An 18,271-nucleotide genomic window follows, 5' to 3' on the forward strand; every position below is an offset into this window, starting at 1 on the left:
TTAAGCATTCTTCAAGCATTTACTGTTTCAAGCGGGAGGAAAAAACACGGCGATGCGTCGTTCGCTTACCGTGGAGATAACGGGGGAGAATGTCAAAGAATTGAAATATTGTTTCAGGGAAATTATCACTCGCGGCATCAACATAATTTGAGTAAATAATATTTTCTTAAATGATAATTTCGCCTTTTGCTATTTGTGCGATTACCTCGCCGTTTTGGGAAATATTTCACCAAAGCCCCCATAAGATGCAAAACTATTTCGCCTTATTGTGACGCGTTTTGCTGCAAATCGGGCTGCATACCCTTTCGCCACGGGTGCTGTCTCTTTTTTCGCAACTCAAATAGAAATGTGACATAGTGCAAATTCACAATCGTCAGATCCGGACATAACTTGCAATAATTCGGAATTTATCCGACCTTATTTATATTAATTACGAAGCGCAAAAAAAATCGTTTTTCCCCTTTGTCCTCACAGTGAAGTGATAACTATGTTGATTCCGTCTAAATTAAGTCGCCCGGTACGCCTCGACCATACTGTCGTTCGTGAGCGTCTGTTGGCTAAACTTTCCGGCGCGAACAATTTTCGGCTTGCGCTGATCACTAGCCCTGCTGGGTACGGAAAAACAACGCTCATTTCCCAATGGGCTTCCGGTAAAAATGACGTGGGCTGGTTTTCGCTGGATGAAGGCGACAACCAGCAGGAACGTTTTGCCAGCTATTTTATTGCTGCTATTCAACAGGCCACGGGGGGGCATTGCGTCACCAGTGAGGCAATGGCGCAAAAACGCCAGTACGCCAGCCTCTCCTCCCTCTTTGCTCAGTTGTTTATTGAGCTGGCAGAGTGGCAACGCGCGCTCTATCTGGTGATAGATGACTACCACCTCATCACCAACCCGGTGATTCATGAAGCCATGCGTTTTTTCTTGCGCCATCAGCCGGAAAACCTGACGCTGATTGTGCTGTCGCGCAATTTACCGCAGTTAGGCATTGCCAATCTGCGCGTACGTGAACAACTGCTGGAGATCGGCAGCCACCAACTGGCCTTTAATCATCAGGAAGCGAAGCAATTTTTTGATTGCCGCCTGACTTCCCCTATCGAAGCGGCAGAAAGCAGCCGTCTGTGTGATGACGTTGCCGGCTGGGCCACCGCGCTCCAACTCATTGCCCTTTCCGTACGCCAGAATCACAGTGCCGCGCAGCAATCTGCTCGTCGTCTGGCGGGGATCAACGCCAGCCATCTTTCCGATTATCTGGTGGATGAGGTGCTGGATAATGTCGATGCCAGCACGCGTCTGTTCTTACTGAAAAGCTCGCTATTGCGCTCGATGAACGATGCGCTGATTGTCCGTGTCACCGGCGAAGAAAATGGTCAGATGCGGCTGGAAGAAATTGAGCGCCAGGGGTTATTCCTGCAGCGCATGGATGACTCCGGCGAATGGTTCAGCTACCACCCGCTGTTCGGCAATTTCCTGCGCCAGCGCTGCCAGTGGGAACTGGCGACTGAACTGCCGGAAATTCATCGCGCGGCGGCAGAAAGCTGGATGGCACAGGGATTCCCCAGCGAAGCCATCCACCACGCGCTGGCGGCGGGCGACGGCATTATGTTACGGGACATTCTGCTGCATCACGCCTGGGGCTTATTCAACCATAGCGAACTCAGCCTGCTGGAAGCCTCGCTGAAAGCACTACCGTGGGAGAGCCTCCTGGAGAACCCGCGCCTGGTGCTGCTACAGGCCTGGCTGATGCAAAGCCAGCATCGCTACAGCGAAGTGAATACCTTGCTGGCCCGTGCCGAACAGGAGATGACCACCCAAATGGACGCCTCCCTGCACGGAGATTTCAATGCATTGCGCGCGCAGGTCGCGATCAATGATGGCGACGCCGCCGAAGCGGAACGCCTGGCGATGGTGGCGCTCGCTGAACTGCCGCTTGCCAATTACTACAGCCGTATTGTCGCCACGTCGGTACACGGTGAAGTGCTGCATTGCAAAGGGCAACTGACCAACTCGCTGGCGTTGATGCAGCAAACCGAGCAGATGGCGCGCCGCCATGACGTGTGGCATTACGCCTTGTGGAGCCTGATTCAGCAGAGCGAAATTCTGTTTGCGCAAGGGTTCCTGCAGGCTGCCTGGGAGACCCAGGAAAAAGGCTTTGTTCTGGTGCGCGAACAGCACCTTGAGCAGTTGCCGATGCACGAGTTCTTACTGCGCATTCGTTCGCAATTACTCTGGGCCTGGGCGCGTCTTGACGAATCCGAAGCCGCCGCTCGCCAGGGGATGGAGGTTCTCGCCTCCTTCCAGCCGCAGCAACAGTTACAGTGTCTGGCGCTGGTGATTCAAAATTCGCTGGCTCGCGGTGACCTGGACAATGCTCGCGCGCATTTGCATCGTCTGGAAAATTTGCTGGGTAACGGTCAGTATCACAGCGACTGGGTGTCGAACGCCGATAAGGTCCGGGTGATTTACTGGAACATGACGGGCGATCGCAAATCAGCAGCGCAGTGGCTTCGCCAGACGCCTAAACCCGAATTTGCCAATAACCACTTCCTGCAAGGGCAGTGGCGCAATATCGCCAGAGCGCAAATTCTGCTTGGCGATTTCGACCCGGCTGAAATGGTGCTTGAAGAGCTCAACGAGAACGCACGCAGCTTGCGCCTGATGAGTGATTTGAACCGCAACCTGCTGTTACTGAATCAGTTGTACTGGCAGTCCGGGCGTAAAAACGACGCACAGCGCGTGCTGCTTGAGGCGCTGCAACTGGCCAACCGCACCGGGTTTATCAGCCACTTTGTTATTGAGGGCGAGGCCATGGCGCAGCAACTGCGTCAGCTTATTCAACTCAATACACTGCCGGAGCTCGACCAGCACCGCGCACAGCGTATTCTGCGTGACATCAACCAGCATCACCGGCATAAGTTCGCCCATTTTGACGAGAGCTTCGTTGAACGTTTACTGAACCATCCGGAAGTGCCGGAGTTGATCCGCACCAGTCCGCTAACCCAGCGAGAGTGGCAGGTATTGGGGCTTATCTACTCAGGCTACAGTAATGAGCAGATCGCTGGTGAACTCGCCGTGGCGGCGACCACCATTAAAACGCATATCCGTAATTTGTATCAGAAGCTGGGGGTTGCCCACCGTCAGGATGCCGTATTGCATGCCCAGCGGCTGCTGAAAATGATGGGGTACGGTGTCTGAGTATCAGGTCGGGCTGCGCAACGCCGCCCGACGCGACTGCTTAGCATAACTCTAACTGGACGTTATTACTGGTGATCACCTGCATAACGCCTGCGGGTGGCATGATGTCGGTGTACACGGCATTGACCATACTGATACTGCCCATGTTGACCATCGCGTTGCGTCCAAACTTCGAGTGATCCACTACCAGCATCGCATGGCGCGAGTTTTCAATGATCGCCCGTTTGGTGCGCACTTCATGATAGTCAAACTCCAGCAGCGAACCATCAGCGTCAATACCACTGATGCCAAGAATGCCGAAGTCCAGACGGAACTGAGAAATAAAGTCCAGCGTGGCTTCGCCAACAATACCACCGTCACGGCTACGCAATTCGCCGCCAGCAAGGATGACGCGGAAATCTTCTTTTTTCAGCAGCGTGTTCGCCACGTTGAGGTTGTTCGTCACCACGCGTAAATCGCTGTGATCGAGCAGCGCGTGCGCCACGGCTTCCGGGGTGGTGCCAATATCAATAAACAACGTTGCGCCATTTGGGATCTGACTGGCCACTTTACGGGCAATGCGTTCTTTCTCTGCCGTTTGCGTCGCCTTACGATCGTGCCAGGAGGTATTGACCGAGCTGGAAGGTAGCGCGGCGCCCCCGTGGTGGCGCAGGATTTTGTTTTGATCGGCCAGATCGTTCAGATCGCGGCGAATAGTCTGTGGGCTTACCGAGAATTGCTCTACCAGTTCTTCCGTGCTGACATATCCCTGCTGTTTAACCAGTTCAATGATCGCGTCATGACGTTGTGTTTGTTTCATGAAATGTCTCTGGATAATTATGTTCGTTTTCGCGCATTCAATGTATCTACCAGCGCCATCGCAAGGCCAATCAACAGCCCGCCGGTGTGTGCGCCGATAGCCGTATCCACTGCTGAGATGCCAAACCAGTCAGCAACCAGTAACATGACCGTAAAAATAGCCAGTCCACGAGGCAGCCAGACCGGGCGTTGCGGGTCAAGCTCACCACGTAGCCACACATAACCAATCAATGCATAGACCACACCTGACAAACCACCAAACCACGGGCCAGCCAGTTTGTACTGTAAAAAGCCGCTCAGTAACGCGCTGATAAGGGTGATTACCACCAGCTTGCCGCTTCCCAGGCGTTTTTCCACCGCTCCGCCAAGATACCACCACCAGAACAGGTTAAAGATGATATGAACCAGCGAAAAGTGCATTAGCGCATGGCTAAAATAGCGCCAGGCTTCAAATTGCACCGAGGCATCGTAGGGCCAGGCAAGCCAGACCATCACATCCTGATCGCTATACAGACTCATCAGAATAAAGACCAGGACGCAGGCCGCGAAGACAGAGAGAGTCATTGGCCCACCCCGTTCCCTCAGCGCCGCGCGCAGGGTAAAACCACGGTACTGCAGACCGCTGCCCGTCTCGCCGGATTGCCAGCTTGCGGCGAGATAACGCGGATCGGTGGGGTTTTCCAGAAAACGCGCCAGTTCAGCTTTCACGCGCTCTGCCTGGCTTTCGTCCGCCAGCCAGATATCGCATTGTGAGTGGTGTTGAATGGTAAGAATGACGCCCTGGGTTTGCATGTAATCAACAAACGCCTGGGCGATACGCGGATTGGTAAATGATGTAATCATCAACATGGCAGGCGGTCGCTTTGTCCCTGGAAAAGAGCACAGTATAGCGGCAGAGTCTTCACTCTCTAAAGGGATCCCTGCTCGACTTCCGCTGGAAAGTGACGGTGCCAGGCATCAAAGCCGCCATCAACACTGAATACCGCATCATAGCCTTGCTGGAGCAGGTATTGCGCCGCGCCTTTACTGCTGTTGCCGTGATAGCACATCACCATCACCGGGGTATCGAAGTCGGTTTCGCGCATAAACGCACCGAGGGTGTCGTTTGTTAAATGAAAAGCGCCCGGCGTGTGGCCAATCGCATAGCTTTGTGGGTCACGAATATCAACCATTACCGCCTGCTTAAGCTGCAGTTTCTGGTGGGCCTCTTCAACATTAATACAGACAAATTGATCCATTCTGATCTCTTTTCTTTTTCGTATGGCAGGTGGTACGCCTGCTTCCTTTCCACACGTTCAGGGAGGAAAAAACAGGCAGCATAAGTTTACCGCTTAGTGTACGTCCTCCAGGCGGAGAAACACCATTATGTTATGTATATCACTCTAAATTGTTTTTCTGATGTTACCAAAAGCGCGATCTTTTGCTATTATGAGCGATATCGAACATTTGTGAGCTTTAACGAAAGCGCGTGAGGGCAGCATGGAAACCAAAGATCTGATCGTTATTGGCGGGGGCATCAACGGTGCCGGTATCGCGGCAGACGCCGCCGGGCGAGGTTTATCCGTGCTGATGCTGGAAGCCCAGGACTTAGCTTGCGCAACTTCCAGCGCCAGCTCAAAATTGATTCACGGTGGCCTGCGCTACCTTGAACACTATGAGTTCCGGCTGGTTAGCGAGGCGCTGGCCGAACGTGAAGTGCTGTTGAAAATGGCACCGCACATCGCCTTTCCGATGCGTTTCCGCTTACCGCATCGCCCGCACTTACGTCCGGCATGGATGATCCGTATCGGTCTTTTTATGTACGACAACCTGGGTAAACGCACCAGTTTACCCGGTTCGCAAAGTTTGCGTTTTGGCTCAGAATCGGTCCTCAAACCTGAAATCGTGCGCGGTTTCGAATATTCTGACTGTTGGGTCGATGATGCCCGTATGGTCCTGGCAAATGCGCAGATGGTTGTAAAAAAAGGCGGCGAAGTACGTACCCGTACACGTGCTGTCTCAGCAAAACGTGAAAACGGTCTGTGGATTGTTGAAGCGGAAGATATCGACACCGGGGAAAAATTTAGCTGGCAAGCACGCGGTCTGGTCAATGCCACCGGCCCATGGGTTAAGCAGTTCTTTGATGACGGGATGCATTTGCCGTCTCCGTATGGTATTCGCCTGATTAAAGGCAGCCATATCGTTGTGCCACGCGTTCATTCACAGAAACAGGCCTATATTCTGCAAAACGAAGATAAACGTATCGTCTTCGTGATCCCGTGGATGGATGAGTTTTCCATCATTGGTACAACCGATGTGGAATATAAAGGCGACCCGAAAAACGTCGAAATCGACGAAAGTGAAGTGAATTACCTGTTGAAGGTCTATAACGCGCACTTTAAAAAGCAGCTAACGCGCAATGACATTGTCTGGACTTACTCCGGTGTGCGCCCGCTGTGTGACGATGAGTCCGACTCCCCACAGGCAATCACCCGCGACTACACGCTGGATATTCACGATCAGGACGGTAAAGCGCCGCTGCTGTCCGTCTTTGGCGGCAAGCTTACGACCTACCGCAAGCTGGCTGAACATGCGATGGAAAAACTGGCCTCCTACTATGAAGGTATTGGCCCGGCCTGGACCAAAAACTGTGTATTGCCTGGCGGTGAGCTGGGGGGCGATCGCGATGACTACGCCGCGAAACTGCGTCGTCGTTATCCGTTCATTACCGAGTCGCTGGCCCGCCATTATGCCAGGACTTACGGCAGCAACAGCGAGCTGATTCTGGGGCAGGCAGGCTCAATTGAAGACCTGGGCGAGCATTTCGGCCATGAGCTTTACGAAGCCGAACTGCGTTACCTTGTTGAGCACGAATGGGTGCGCCGTCTGGACGACGCTATCTGGCGGCGTACCAAACTGGGCATGTGGCTCAATGCTGAGGAGCAGTCCCGTGTGGCACAGTGGCTGACCCGCCACAGCAAAGCGGAATTATCGCTGGCCTCTTAAAATCTTGAACGTCCCCCGCTGACGCGCGTTCAGCGGGGGCCTTTTAGGATGCTAGTTTGCCGGACTGTGCAACGGCACGTAACCCACATCCTCCACCAGCGCCTGCCCCTGCGGACTTAAAAACCACGCCACCAGCTTTTGCGTTTCCGCCGTTGGGTTTTCACGCGTCACCATGTAAACATCCACAACGAAAGGGTATGTCTCGTTACGAATGTTCTCTTTCGTCGGTGCGACGCCATCGATGGCTAATAACTTGATACCCGCATTGGCATTCATCTTCGTGGCATAGTAGCGGAAGGTGTAACCTATTGCCCCTTTGCTGTTTTGGTACTCAGCCACTTTACGGATCACCCCCCCCATTCCCCTCGCCACTTCGGTCTCTTTTGGCGGCAGCATGGGCGTCTCTTTCATCACTTTCGCCAGCATCGTGGACTGACTTCCGGAATCTTCCGGTCGTTGCCAGACTTCGATATCACGCGCATCACCGCCCACGTCGCTCCAGCGCGTCGTTTTGCCACTGAAAATATCGCGCACCTGCTGCTGAGTCAGACTGTCGACAGGGTTATCGGCATGTGTAATGAACACAAAGGCTTCACGAGCAAACGGCGTGTAGGTCAGATTGACGTTCGCCGCCTGTGCCCGTTTTTTCTGCCCCTCAGAAGGTTGGGCGACAAAGATGATATCGGCTTTATCGGCAATAATATTTTTATAGGCGTCTGGCGTGCGTGACAGGGACAGGCAGCAGGCCTGAATGCTATAAGAGGACATGTCTTGCGGGAAACGGTTCAGCGCAAAGAAGGCCGAGGCGTATAGCGGGTAGGCTGCGGTCGCACCATCAAGGCGTGGGTGTTTGTCCGCGAAGGTAAATGGAGCGGCACCGCGCAACGCCGTGAGTTTGTTATTGGGCCTGTCAGGGTAATAATCCCAGCGATCAAGAGATTCACTGACGGCATGCTCACTTGTTACCCGGGGGAATTTCTTCTGTCGTAACGCCGCCTGCCAGCAGGCCACCAGACTCAATGTAATCAGCGCTAACACCAGCAGATTTCGCAAGCAAAGCGAGGCGCGAGAATCAGGCGCGTAGCGATGACGCCAGTAACAGCCGAGGGTAAAGCAGGCCTGGGTACCCACCGGGATAATCACCATCGCCCAAAACCAGCCGGTTAACAGCGCAATAAGGTTAATGCCCATCCAGGGTAGACCGAGTTTAAACATTATCCCGAACCAGCGGCTGCTAAAGCCCAGGCCAGATCGCTGCATGATGACTATCCAGCACAGCAATACGAGCAGCGCAGGCAGCAGTAACAAGCTCTGGCGTAAGGCATTGTTCTCTTTCGGTTGGGTAAAGCGCGCCCACAGCCAGCCCATAAGAAACATCATGACGCCACCCAATGCGTAAAACATGCATGTGGCGATATCACCATTCGCAAATGAGCGTGAAAGATCCAGCGCAATAAGCGCTTTTTTGAGTAACTCCTGGACAAATAGACACGCCGCCGCCGCGCCATGTGCTAACAGCGGAACGCCAATAAACATCAATAAAAGCGATCTTACCCACCATCCGAATCCCATATCCTGCCACCTCATCCTTGTTTGTCGGCCAATTATAAAGGCGCGGCCTGGTAGCTCATCCCCCTTCATATTCTGAAAAAAAACGGAGCCCTGGGGCTCCGTGAGATATGTATGGCGAAAACGAAGGTGACTTACAGGCGTACCGGATCGATATGCCAGATCTGCTCGGCATACTCCTGAATCGTTCGGTCAGACGAGAAGTAGCCCATATTAGCGATGTTGTGCATCGCCTTCGTGGTCCACTCTTCCGGGTTACGATAGAGCTCGTCTACTTTGTCCTGACAGTCAACGTAACTGCGGAAATCGGCCAGTACCTGATAATGGTCGCCAAAGTTAATCAGCGAATCCACGAGATCACGATAACGACCCGGCTCATTCGGGCTGAACAGGCCGGTCGCAATTTGCGTCAGTACCTGATGCAGCTCCTCATCTTTTTCGTAGTATTCGCGCGGTGAATAGCCTTTACGGCGTAGCTCTTCAACTTCTTCGGCGGTATTACCGAAAATGAAGATGTTATCCGCCCCAACATGCTCAAGCATTTCTACGTTCGCACCGTCCAGCGTACCGATGGTCAACGCGCCATTGAGGGCAAACTTCATGTTACTGGTGCCGGAGGCTTCCGTCCCTGCCAGCGAGATCTGCTCAGAAAGATCCGCCGCCGGGATGATCACCTGCGCGAGACTTACGCTGTAGTTGGGAATAAAGACCACTTTCAGCTTATCGCCAATCTGCGGATCGTTGTTGATCACCGCCGCCACATCATTGATAAGGTGAATGATGTGCTTCGCCATGTAGTACGCCGACGCCGCTTTACCGGCGAAGATATTGACGCGCGGTACCCACTCTGCGGTCGGATCTGCTTTGATACGGTTGTAGCGGGTGATCACGTGCAGCACATTCATCAACTGACGCTTATATTCGTGGATACGTTTGATCTGCACATCGAAGAGCGCTTTCGGGTTGACCACCACATTAAGCTGCTGGCCTATTACCGCCGCCAGACGCTTTTTGTTCTCCAGCTTGGCATGGCGAATCGCCTGGTTCACCGTCGGGTAGTCGATATGCTGTTCCAGCTCGCTGAGCTGGCTCAGATCGGTACGCCAGGTACGGCCAATATTCTCATCCAGCACGCCTGACAACGGCGGGTTCGCCAGTGCCAGCCAGCGACGCGGTGTGACACCGTTGGTCACGTTCGTAAAGCGCATCGGGAAAATGTTGGCGAAATCGGCAAACAGGGACTGCACCATCAGGTTAGAGTGCAATTCAGACACGCCATTCACTTTATGGCTCACCACCACGGCCAGCCACGCCATGCGCACGCGACGCCCGTTCGACTCATCGATAATCGACACACGACTCAGCAGGCCAATATCGTTAGGGTACTGTTCCTGAATGGTTTTCAGGAAGTAATCATTAATTTCAAAGATGATTTGCAGGTGGCGCGGCAGGATCTTACCGAGCATATCAATCGGCCAGGTTTCCAGCGCTTCGCTCATCAGCGTGTGGTTGGTGTAGGAGAACACCTGGCAGGTCACCTCGAACGCTTCATCCCATGAGAATTTATGCTCATCAATCAGCAGACGCATCAACTCAGGGATCGACAATACCGGGTGGGTATCATTCAGGTGAATCGCGGTTTTCTCCGCCAGATTGGCGTAGGTTTTGTGGAGCTGGTAATGGCGGCTCAAAATATCCTGAACGGTTGCCGACACCAGGAAGTACTCCTGACGCAGGCGCAATTCCCGACCGGAATAGGTCGAGTCATCCGGATAGAGCACGCGAGATACGTTTTCGGAGTGGTTTTTATCTTCCACCGCCGCAAAATAGTCACCCTGGTTAAATTTACCCAGGTTGATTTCGCTACTCGCCTGCGCATTCCACAACCGCAGGGTGTTGGTCGCGTCGGTATCGTAGCCAGGAATAATTTGATCGTAGGCCACGGCCAAAATCTCTTCGGTCTCCAGCCAGTTAGACTTTTTGCCTTCCTGCTGCACGCGCCCGCCAAAACGCACTTTGTAGCGGGTGTTATGGCGTTTGAATTCCCATGGGTTACCGTATTCCAGCCAGTAATCCGGGGACTCTTTTTGCCGGCCATCAACAATGTTCTGCTTGAACATGCCATAGTCGTAGCGAATACCATAACCGCGTCCAGGCAGCGCCAGCGTTGCCAGAGAATCCAGGAAGCAGGCCGCCAGGCGCCCTAACCCCCCGTTACCCAATCCTGGGTCGTTTTCTTCGTCAATCAGCTCTTCCAGATCCAGCCCCATCTCTTCCAGAGCGTTTTTGACATCGTCATAAATACCTAATGACAACAAGGCGTTGGAAAGGGTGCGGCCAATCAAAAACTCCATCGACAGGTAGTAAACCTGGCGCATTTCCTGAGAGAGCTGTGCACGGTTGGAACGTAACCAGCGTTCTACCAGGCGGTCACGCACCGCAAACAGCGTGGCGTTCAGCCACTCATGCTTGTTGGCGATAACGGGATCTTTACCTATGGTAAACATCAGCTTGTAGGCGATCGAATGTTTTAACGCTTCGATGCTCAGTGTGGGTGATGCATATGTAAAAGGTGCATTCATACAAGTGATTCCTGGAAAACTATTTCAACCGATAGTAAAGATCGCGATAGGATTGCGCGGCGACCTGCCAGCTAAAATCCATGCCCATCGCCTGGCGCTGAACAAAGCGCCAGAGAGAGGGGCGGGACCACAACACGAAAGCACGCCGAATCGCGCGAAGCAGCGACCAGGCATTACTGTCTTCAAATACAAAACCACTGGCGATTCCATCTGCCAAATTCTCCAATGAGCTATCGGTCACGGTATCCGCCAGCCCGCCCGTGCGACGAACTAACGGCAACGTGCCGTACTTCAATCCATAAAGTTGCGTTAACCCACACGGCTCAAAACGGCTTGGGACCAGGATGACATCCGCCCCGCCCATAATGCGATGTGAAAACGCCTCGTGATACCCAATTTGCACGCCGACTTGCCCAGGATGCTCCGCCGCCGCCGCAAGGAAACCTTCCTGCAGAACCGGATCGCCCGCGCCAAGTAGCGCCAGTTGCCCGCCTTGCTCCAGCAAACCGGGTAATGCCTCCAGCACCAGATCCAACCCTTTCTGGCTGGTTAAGCGACTCACCACCGCAAAAAGCGGCGCTTTGTCGTTCACTTTCAGCCCCATGGCGATCTGTAGCTGGCGTTTGTTCTCCGCTTTTTCCTCCAGCGTATCCCGCGTATAACGCGATGAAAGCAGCAGGTCTGTTGCCGGATCCCAAATTTTTTCATCCACGCCGTTCAGAATACCGGACAGGCGCCCTTCAACTTGCCGCTGACGCAGCAGCCCCTCCATGCCGTAGGCAAACTGCGGCTCGGTAATTTCGCGAGCGTAGGTCGGGCTGACCGCCGTAATATGATCGGCGTAATAGAGACCGGCTTTCAGGAAAGAGATCTGTCCGTTGAATTCCAGCCCATGCATATTAAAGAACGACGATGGCAACTGTATTTCACTCATATGTTGCGCGTAATACATCCCCTGATAAGCCAGGTTGTGTACCGTGAACACAGACTTCGCCGGTCTCCCCTTCGCCGCCAGATAAGCGGGCGCCAGCCCTGCATGCCAGTCGTGGGCATGGACGATATCGGGCCGCCAGAACGGGTCCAGCCCGCTGGCCATCTCTGCGCCGACCCAGCCAAGCAAGGCAAAACGCAGAACGTTATCGGTATAAGCAAAAAGATTGGTATCGTGATACGGGCTCCCGGGACGATCGTAAAGATGCGGCGCATCAATTAAGTAGATCCCCACCCCGTTGAAATGTCCGAACAGCAATGAAATACGACCAGCAAATGTATCCCGCCGCGAGACCACTTGAGCATCAGTCACGCCGCGACGAACATCCGGGAATGCAGGCAGCAAAACGCGCGTATCAACGCCATCGGCAATTTGCGCCGCAGGCAATGCGCCAATAACATCAGCCAGACCACCGGTCTTCAGCAACGGAAACATCTCAGAACATACATGTAAAACCTGCATTATCGCTCCTGTCAAAACCGCTAACACTTAGCGGGCGCTAGCGGGAAAAACAGCGCGCGGACCCCTTCCGCGCAAGGTTATCTCGATGCTGTTACTCTTGTTGCAATTTACGCAGCATTTCGCGCGTCACCAGTACAATGCCCTCTTCGGAGCGGTAGAACCGACGGGCGTCCTCTTCTGCGTTTTCACCAATGATCGTCCCTTCCGGGATGACACAGGCCCGGTCAATAACGCAACGCCGCAAGCGACAGGAGCGTCCGACCCAGACCTCCGGTAAAAGAACTGCAGAGTCGATATTGCAGAACGAATTCACACGTACCCGTGAGAACAATACCGATTGCACCACTACCGAGCCGGATATCACACATCCACCGGAAACCAGTGAGTTCAGTGTCATACCGTGACTTCCCGATCTGTCCTGAACAAATTTCGCCGGTGGTAAAGATTCATTATAGGTACGTATTGGCCAGTTACGGTCATACATGTCCAGTTCAGGTACAACTGATGCGAGATCGAGGTTTGCTTTCCAGTACGCTTCGAGGGTTCCTACGTCACGCCAGTAGGGTTCTGAGTCAGGGTCCGAATGCACACAGGATAATGGGAAGGGATGTGCATAAGCCATGCCAGACTTGGTTATCAGCGGGATGATATCTTTGCCGAAATCGTGACTGGAGTTTTCATTCTTGTCGTCTTGTTCAAGCAACTCGTAAAGGTACTCAGCATCGAAAACATAAATCCCCATGCTGGCGAGTGATTTCGTGCTGTCATTAGGCATACAAGGCGGGCTGGCGGGTTTTTCAACGAACTCGATAACTTTGTCGTTTTCATCCACAGCCATAACGCCAAACGCGCTTGCCTCTTCAATGGGCACCGGCAGGCAGGCCACGGTGCAGCGCGCACCTTTTTCGACATGATCAATAAGCATGCGTGAATAGTCCTGCTTATAGATATGGTCACCGGCCAGAATGACGATGTACTCCGCACCATAGCGGCGAATGATGTCGAGGTTCTGCGTGACCGCATCGGCGGTGCCGCGATACCAGCTCTCGCCATGCACACGCTGCTGCGCAGGTAGCAGATCGACAAATTCGTTCATCTCTTCGTTGAAGAAGGACCAGCCACGCTGAATATGCTGCACCAGCGTGTGGGATTGATACTGCGTGATCACACCAATACGACGAATACCGGAGTTAATGCAGTTGGATAATGCGAAATCGATAATACGGAACTTACCGCCGAAGTGAACCGCGGGTTTGGCGCGTTTTTTTGTCAAATCTTTAAGGCGGGTTCCGCGCCCTCCCGCAAGTATCAGGGCTACAGATTTTAATGGCAGCTGGCGCGCTAACATTAAGGGATCGTTCTTATCTAATCTAACCATGACTAACTCCTTTTTTATGACCTTTCAAAGACGCACACTCCGTGCGCGGGCCCATGCCAGACAGCCATCACTACCGGATTATCCTCACCGGCAAACGGAGGAACAGCACGCCATTCCCCTTCTGGTAGCACAATCTCAGCAACGTCATGCGTGCCGTTAATCGCCAGCAGTACACGATCGGACAGCAGGATTTGCAGGCGGTGGACACCGCTTTGCCACTCCGCAACGCTGAGAGGTTGCGCTTCCTGATTAAGCCAACGCACGTTGCCATCGCCCTCTTCCCACCATGCATCCCGGGTTAAGGCGGGAATGCGCTGGCGAAGGTGAATCAACGCGGCGGTAAATGCCATTAGCCCACTGTTTGCGTTTTGCCAGTCAAGCCAGGTCAACGCATTGTCCTGACAGTAAGCGTTGTTATTACCGTGCTGGCTATGACCATGTTCGTCACCGGCCAACAACATTGGTGTTCCCTGGGAAAGTAGCAGTGTTGTTAACAGGGCATGGACGCTTGCTCGCCTCCTTTCTGTCACATCAAGACTGCTACTTAACCCTTCTATACCATGATTATTACTGTGGTTATTGTTAGTACCGTCGCGATTTTCCTCGCCATTCGCTTCGTTATGCTTATGGTTGAAACTCACGCAGTCACGCAACGTAAACCCGTCATGCGCCGTCACCAAATTGACCGACGCATGGGGCAGACGCCCTTCGCGACGGAACATATCGCTGGATGCGGCAAAACGCCCGGCAAATTCCCCAGGCGAGAGTGACTGCTCCAGCCAGAAGCGGCGGGCAGCATCACGAAAATGATCATTCCATTCGGCAAATAAGGGCGGGAAATTACCCACCTGGTAACCGCCTTCGCCAATGTCCCACGGCTCCGCAATAAGCTTCGCCTGCGAAAGTAACGGGCAGTTTTTAATTGCCTCGAACAAGGGCGCCTGCTGACTGAATCCCGGCGTGCGTCCCATAATTGTCGCCAAATCAAAGCGAAAGCCGTCGATATGGAACGTCTCAACCCAATATTTCAGGCAGGCCAGGGCATAGCCCACGCCGCCTGGGTTGTTCAAATTCAGGGTGTTACCGCAACCGGTCCAGTTTTCATAATCACCGTCGCCCCTTATCCAATAATAGCTACGGTTATCGATTCCGCGCAGGGAGAGCGTCGGACCATGCAGGTCAATTTCAGCGCTGTGGTTGAGCACAATATCGAGGATGATCTCAATACCGTTTTGATGCAGGGACTTAACTGCCTCACGAAACTCATTGATGGCTAACTCGGGAGCGGTGGCATAACGCGGGTCAAGTGCAAACAGCGCCAACGGGTTATAGCCCCAGTAGTTGCTTAACCCCAGACGTTGCAGACGCGGCTCGCTGATAAAATGCGCCACCGGCATCAGTTCCAGCGCCGTGATACCCAGCGTCTTGAAGTGGTTGATCATGACCGGATGACCAAGGGCTTTATAGGTACCGCGGATCTCTTCTGGCAAATCCGGGTGCAGCCAGGTCAATCCTTTGACATGGGCTTCATAGATGACCGTATTGCCCCATGGCGTGCGTGGCGCGGCATCATTCCCCCAGTCAAACGCGTCATCCACGACCACGCTTTTCGGCGCAATTGCCGCGCTGTCATGCGGATCAGGAGCGTCATAGCCGCCGTGCAACAATGGGCTGTCTTTCACGTCACCGTCGACACGGCGCGCACAGGGATCGAGCAGTAACTTCGCCGGGTTAAAGCGATGCCCCTGCCCCGGTTCCCACGGACCGTGTACGCGATAGCCATAACGCGTACCAGGCCGCGCATCTGCCAGGAAACCGTGCCAGACATCGCCGCTGCGGGCGGGCAAGTCATAACGTTGTTCGTTGCCTTCGTCATCAAAAATGCACAGTTCGACTCGCTCCGCATGTGCTGAAAATAGCGTGAAATTCACGCCATTTCTCTCTACATGGGCCCCAAGTGGCGTCGCGTTGCCTGCGGTCAGTTTGGTCATCACCCCTCCCGCACAAACCAGACGGTTGCCAGCGGCGGGATCGTCACAGAGAGAGAGTGCGCCCTGCCGTTCACCGGGATCTCATCACTCTGTACACCACCGCCATTGCCGGCATTGCTGCCGTGGTAGTGCATCGAGTCCGTGTTCAGCTCTTCACGCCAGCGCCCTGGCTGGTTGATACCAAAGCGGTAGTTATGACGCGGAACCGGTGTGAAATTGCTGACGACAATGATCTCATTGCCGGCTTTATCGCGACGTACAAAGACAAACACCGAGTTCTCATGGTCATCCACCACCAGCCATTCAAAGCCATACGGGTCGAAATCCAGCTCATGCAACGCTTTATGATGACGGTAGACGTGGTTCATATCCCGCACCAGACGCTGCACGCCGTGATGCCAGTTATCGCCCCCTTCAAGCAGGTGCCAGTCGAGGCTACTGTCATGGTTCCACTCACGCCCTTGCGCAAACTCGTTACCCATAAACAGCAGCTTTTTACCGGGGAAGGCCCACATCCAGGCGTAGTACGCGCGCAGGTTGGCAAACTTCTGCCACGCATCGCCGGGCATACGGTCAAGAATGGATTTCTTGCCGTGTACCACTTCGTCATGGGAGAGCGGCAACACGAAATTTTCCGTGTAGTTGTAGAGCATGCCGAAGGTGAGTTTGTCGTGATGGTATTTGCGATAGACCGGATCGAGCTTCATGTAATCCAGGGTGTCGTGCATCCAGCCGAGGTTCCACTTGTACCAGAAGCCCAGGCCGCCCAGTGATGGCGGACGCGAGACGCCGGCAAAGTCGGTGGACTCTTCCGCCATACTCACTGCGCCAGGAACCTGCTCGCCGAGGATACGGTTGGTGCTACGCAAAAATTCGATGGCCTCAAGGTTTTCCCGACCACCAAATTCGTTGGGGATCCACTCGCCTTGTTTACGGCTGTAATCGCGGTAAATCATGGAGGCGACCGCGTCCACGCGCAGAGCGTCGATACCAAAACGCTCAACCCAATAGAGCGCATTGCCCACCAGATAGTTGCTGACTTCGCGGCGACCGTAGTTATAAATCAGGGTATTCCAGTCCTGATGGTAACCTTCACGCGGATCGCTGTGCTCATAGAGCGCGGTTCCGTCAAACTCGGCCAGGCCAAAGTCATCGGACGGGAAATGACCGGGTACCCAGTCCAGAATCACGTTCAACCCGGCAGCGTGGGCCGCTTTGATAAAGTAGATAAAGTCGTCGCGGGTGCCAAAGCGGCGCGTCGGGGCATAGAGACCCGTCGGCTGATAGCCCCAGCTTCCGTCAAACGGGTGCTCATTAACGGGCAGCAACTCCAGATGGGTGAACCCCATCCATTTTGCATACGGCACCAGTTGGTCCGCCAGCTCGCGGTAGCTCAGCCAGAAATTATTGTCCGTGTGGCGACGCCATGACCCCAAATGCACCTCATAGATGGAGATGGGCGCATCAAACTCATTGGCCTTTTTACGCGCCTCTGTCTGCTCTACCTTTTCCGGCAGATCGCAAATCATGGAGGCCGTTTCCGGGCGCATCTGGGCTTCAAAGGCATACGGGTCAGATTTGATGCGCAGATTGCCATGCGCATCAATCATCTCAAACTTATAGAGCTGGCCGTTGTGCGCCCCCGGAATGAAAAGCTCCCAGATACCGCTTTCACGACGCAGGCGCATCGGATGGCGGCGACCATCCCAGTAGTTGAATTGCCCGACCACGGAAACACGGCGGGCGTTTGGCGCCCAGACAGAGAAGCGAGTCCCGGTCACGCCGTCCATTGTATCCGCATGTGCGCCCAGCGTTTCGTAAGGCCTGAGGTGGGTACCTTCGGAAAGCAGCCAGGCGTCCATATCCTGAATCAATGGACCAAAGCGGTAAGGATCATCGATAAGATTTTGCTGGCCATGCCAGATAACGGCTAACTGGTAGCGAAAGGGGTTTTTGCGGCGCGGCATAACGCCACTAAAGAAACCACGTGAATCAAGGCAATCCAGATTGCCCACTTTGCGCCCGGTTTTGGGTTCGATTACCCAGACCTCGGTCGCGTCAGGTAATAATGCGCGAACTTCCAGCCCGGCTTCCGTCTGGTGCATGCCGAGTACGGAAAAGGGGTCTGCAAAATGGCCTTCAATTAGCGCATTAATCACGTCTCTATCTACAAAAACAGACATGGTTTAATCCTTGTTATCTATGTCACACCTTCCCGGCAAGGTTATACGCCCAGCTGTGACATTCTTTTTGACCTGAACGGCGCAAGCACATAATGTGCATCCTCTCTGCTCCGTCCCACCTTCAGGCAAGATGCGTAAA

General features: G+C 53.8%; 11 protein-coding genes. 2 read left to right on the top strand and 9 right to left on the bottom strand.

All coding sequences use genetic code 11. From position 1 onward, the window contains the following. Positions 1-487: 487 nt before the first annotated feature. Positions 488-3,193, top strand: a complete 2,706-nt coding sequence (gene malT, locus IP582_RS23315) for an HTH-type transcriptional regulator MalT (protein ID WP_193794546.1) — start codon at positions 488-490, stop codon at positions 3,191-3,193. A gap of 40 nt (positions 3,194-3,233) precedes the next feature. On the opposite strand, the gene IP582_RS23320 is transcribed toward malT, so the two are convergent. The 3 genes from IP582_RS23320 to glpE are packed head-to-tail and all read right to left on the bottom strand — an operon-like array spanning position 3,234 to position 5,229. Next, on the bottom strand, positions 3,234-3,992 hold the full coding sequence (locus IP582_RS23320; protein WP_041851366.1) for a DeoR/GlpR family transcriptional regulator: 759 nt from the start codon (positions 3,990-3,992) through the stop codon (positions 3,234-3,236). 17 nt (positions 3,993-4,009) lie between these two features. Then, entirely contained in the window at positions 4,010-4,840 is an 831-nt protein-coding gene (gene glpG, locus IP582_RS23325; protein ID WP_193794547.1) for a rhomboid family intramembrane serine protease GlpG, read from the bottom strand. Between the two features lie 59 nt (positions 4,841-4,899). Next, complete coding sequence (glpE, locus tag IP582_RS23330) at positions 4,900-5,229, bottom strand: thiosulfate sulfurtransferase GlpE (RefSeq protein ID WP_041851364.1); 330 nt, start codon at positions 5,227-5,229, stop codon at positions 4,900-4,902. Positions 5,230-5,470: 241 nt separating this feature from the next. On the opposite strand from glpE, the gene glpD reads away from it, so the two are divergent. After that, on the top strand, positions 5,471-6,976 hold the full coding sequence (gene glpD / locus IP582_RS23335) for a glycerol-3-phosphate dehydrogenase (protein ID WP_041851363.1): 1,506 nt from the start codon (positions 5,471-5,473) through the stop codon (positions 6,974-6,976). Between the two features lie 51 nt (positions 6,977-7,027). On the opposite strand, the gene IP582_RS23340 is transcribed toward glpD, so the two are convergent. The 6 genes from IP582_RS23340 to glgB form a co-directional block, all read right to left on the bottom strand. Further along, positions 7,028-8,548 carry a PstS family phosphate ABC transporter substrate-binding protein gene (locus IP582_RS23340; protein ID WP_193794548.1) on the bottom strand — a complete coding sequence of 507 codons (1,521 nt, stop codon included), beginning with the start codon at positions 8,546-8,548 and terminating at the stop codon, positions 7,028-7,030. A gap of 131 nt (positions 8,549-8,679) precedes the next feature. Then, entirely contained in the window at positions 8,680-11,127 is a 2,448-nt protein-coding gene (gene glgP, locus IP582_RS23345; protein ID WP_193794549.1) for a glycogen phosphorylase, read from the bottom strand. 19 nt (positions 11,128-11,146) lie between these two features. Further along, a complete protein-coding gene (glgA, locus tag IP582_RS23350; protein ID WP_041851360.1) occupies positions 11,147-12,580 on the bottom strand; it encodes a glycogen synthase GlgA in 1,434 nt (477 codons plus the stop codon). A gap of 91 nt (positions 12,581-12,671) precedes the next feature. Next, positions 12,672-13,958, bottom strand: a complete 1,287-nt coding sequence (gene glgC, locus IP582_RS23355) for a glucose-1-phosphate adenylyltransferase (RefSeq protein ID WP_193794550.1) — start codon at positions 13,956-13,958, stop codon at positions 12,672-12,674. Positions 13,959-13,972: 14 nt separating this feature from the next. Then, a complete protein-coding gene (gene glgX / locus IP582_RS23360) occupies positions 13,973-15,949 on the bottom strand; it encodes a glycogen debranching protein GlgX (RefSeq protein WP_193794551.1) in 1,977 nt (658 codons plus the stop codon). Beyond that, positions 15,949-18,132: a 1,4-alpha-glucan branching enzyme gene (gene glgB, locus IP582_RS23365; RefSeq protein WP_193794552.1), complete on the bottom strand. Its 2,184-nt coding sequence runs from the start codon at positions 18,130-18,132 to the stop codon at positions 15,949-15,951. Before glgB ends, glgX begins: the two co-directional genes overlap by 1 nt. Positions 18,133-18,271 lie beyond the last annotated feature (139 nt).

It is taken from the genome of Citrobacter sp. BDA59-3, assembly GCF_015167655.1.
Taxonomy (GTDB): Bacteria; Pseudomonadota; Gammaproteobacteria; order Enterobacterales; family Enterobacteriaceae; genus Phytobacter; species Phytobacter diazotrophicus.

Excerpts from the sequence above, each read along its gene's own strand:
- glgP (WP_193794549.1), bottom strand. The coding sequence starts at position 11,127 with ATGAATGCACCTTTTACATATGCATCACCCACACTGAGCATCGAAGCG.
- IP582_RS23320 (WP_041851366.1), bottom strand. The coding sequence starts at position 3,992 with ATGAAACAAACACAACGTCATGACGCGATCATTGAACTGGTTAAACAG.
- glgA (WP_041851360.1), bottom strand. The coding sequence starts at position 12,580 with ATGCAGGTTTTACATGTATGTTCTGAGATGTTTCCGTTGCTGAAGACC.
- glpD (WP_041851363.1), top strand. The coding sequence starts at position 5,471 with ATGGAAACCAAAGATCTGATCGTTATTGGCGGGGGCATCAACGGTGCC.
- glpE (WP_041851364.1), bottom strand. The coding sequence starts at position 5,229 with ATGGATCAATTTGTCTGTATTAATGTTGAAGAGGCCCACCAGAAACTG.
- glpG (WP_193794547.1), bottom strand. The coding sequence starts at position 4,840 with ATGTTGATGATTACATCATTTACCAATCCGCGTATCGCCCAGGCGTTT.
- glgB (WP_193794552.1), bottom strand. The coding sequence starts at position 18,132 with ATGTCTGTTTTTGTAGATAGAGACGTGATTAATGCGCTAATTGAAGGC.
- glgC (WP_193794550.1), bottom strand. The coding sequence starts at position 13,958 with ATGGTTAGATTAGATAAGAACGATCCCTTAATGTTAGCGCGCCAGCTG.
- glgX (WP_193794551.1), bottom strand. The coding sequence starts at position 15,949 with ATGACCAAACTGACCGCAGGCAACGCGACGCCACTTGGGGCCCATGTA.
- IP582_RS23340 (WP_193794548.1), bottom strand. The coding sequence starts at position 8,548 with ATGGGATTCGGATGGTGGGTAAGATCGCTTTTATTGATGTTTATTGGC.
- malT (WP_193794546.1), top strand. The coding sequence starts at position 488 with ATGTTGATTCCGTCTAAATTAAGTCGCCCGGTACGCCTCGACCATACT.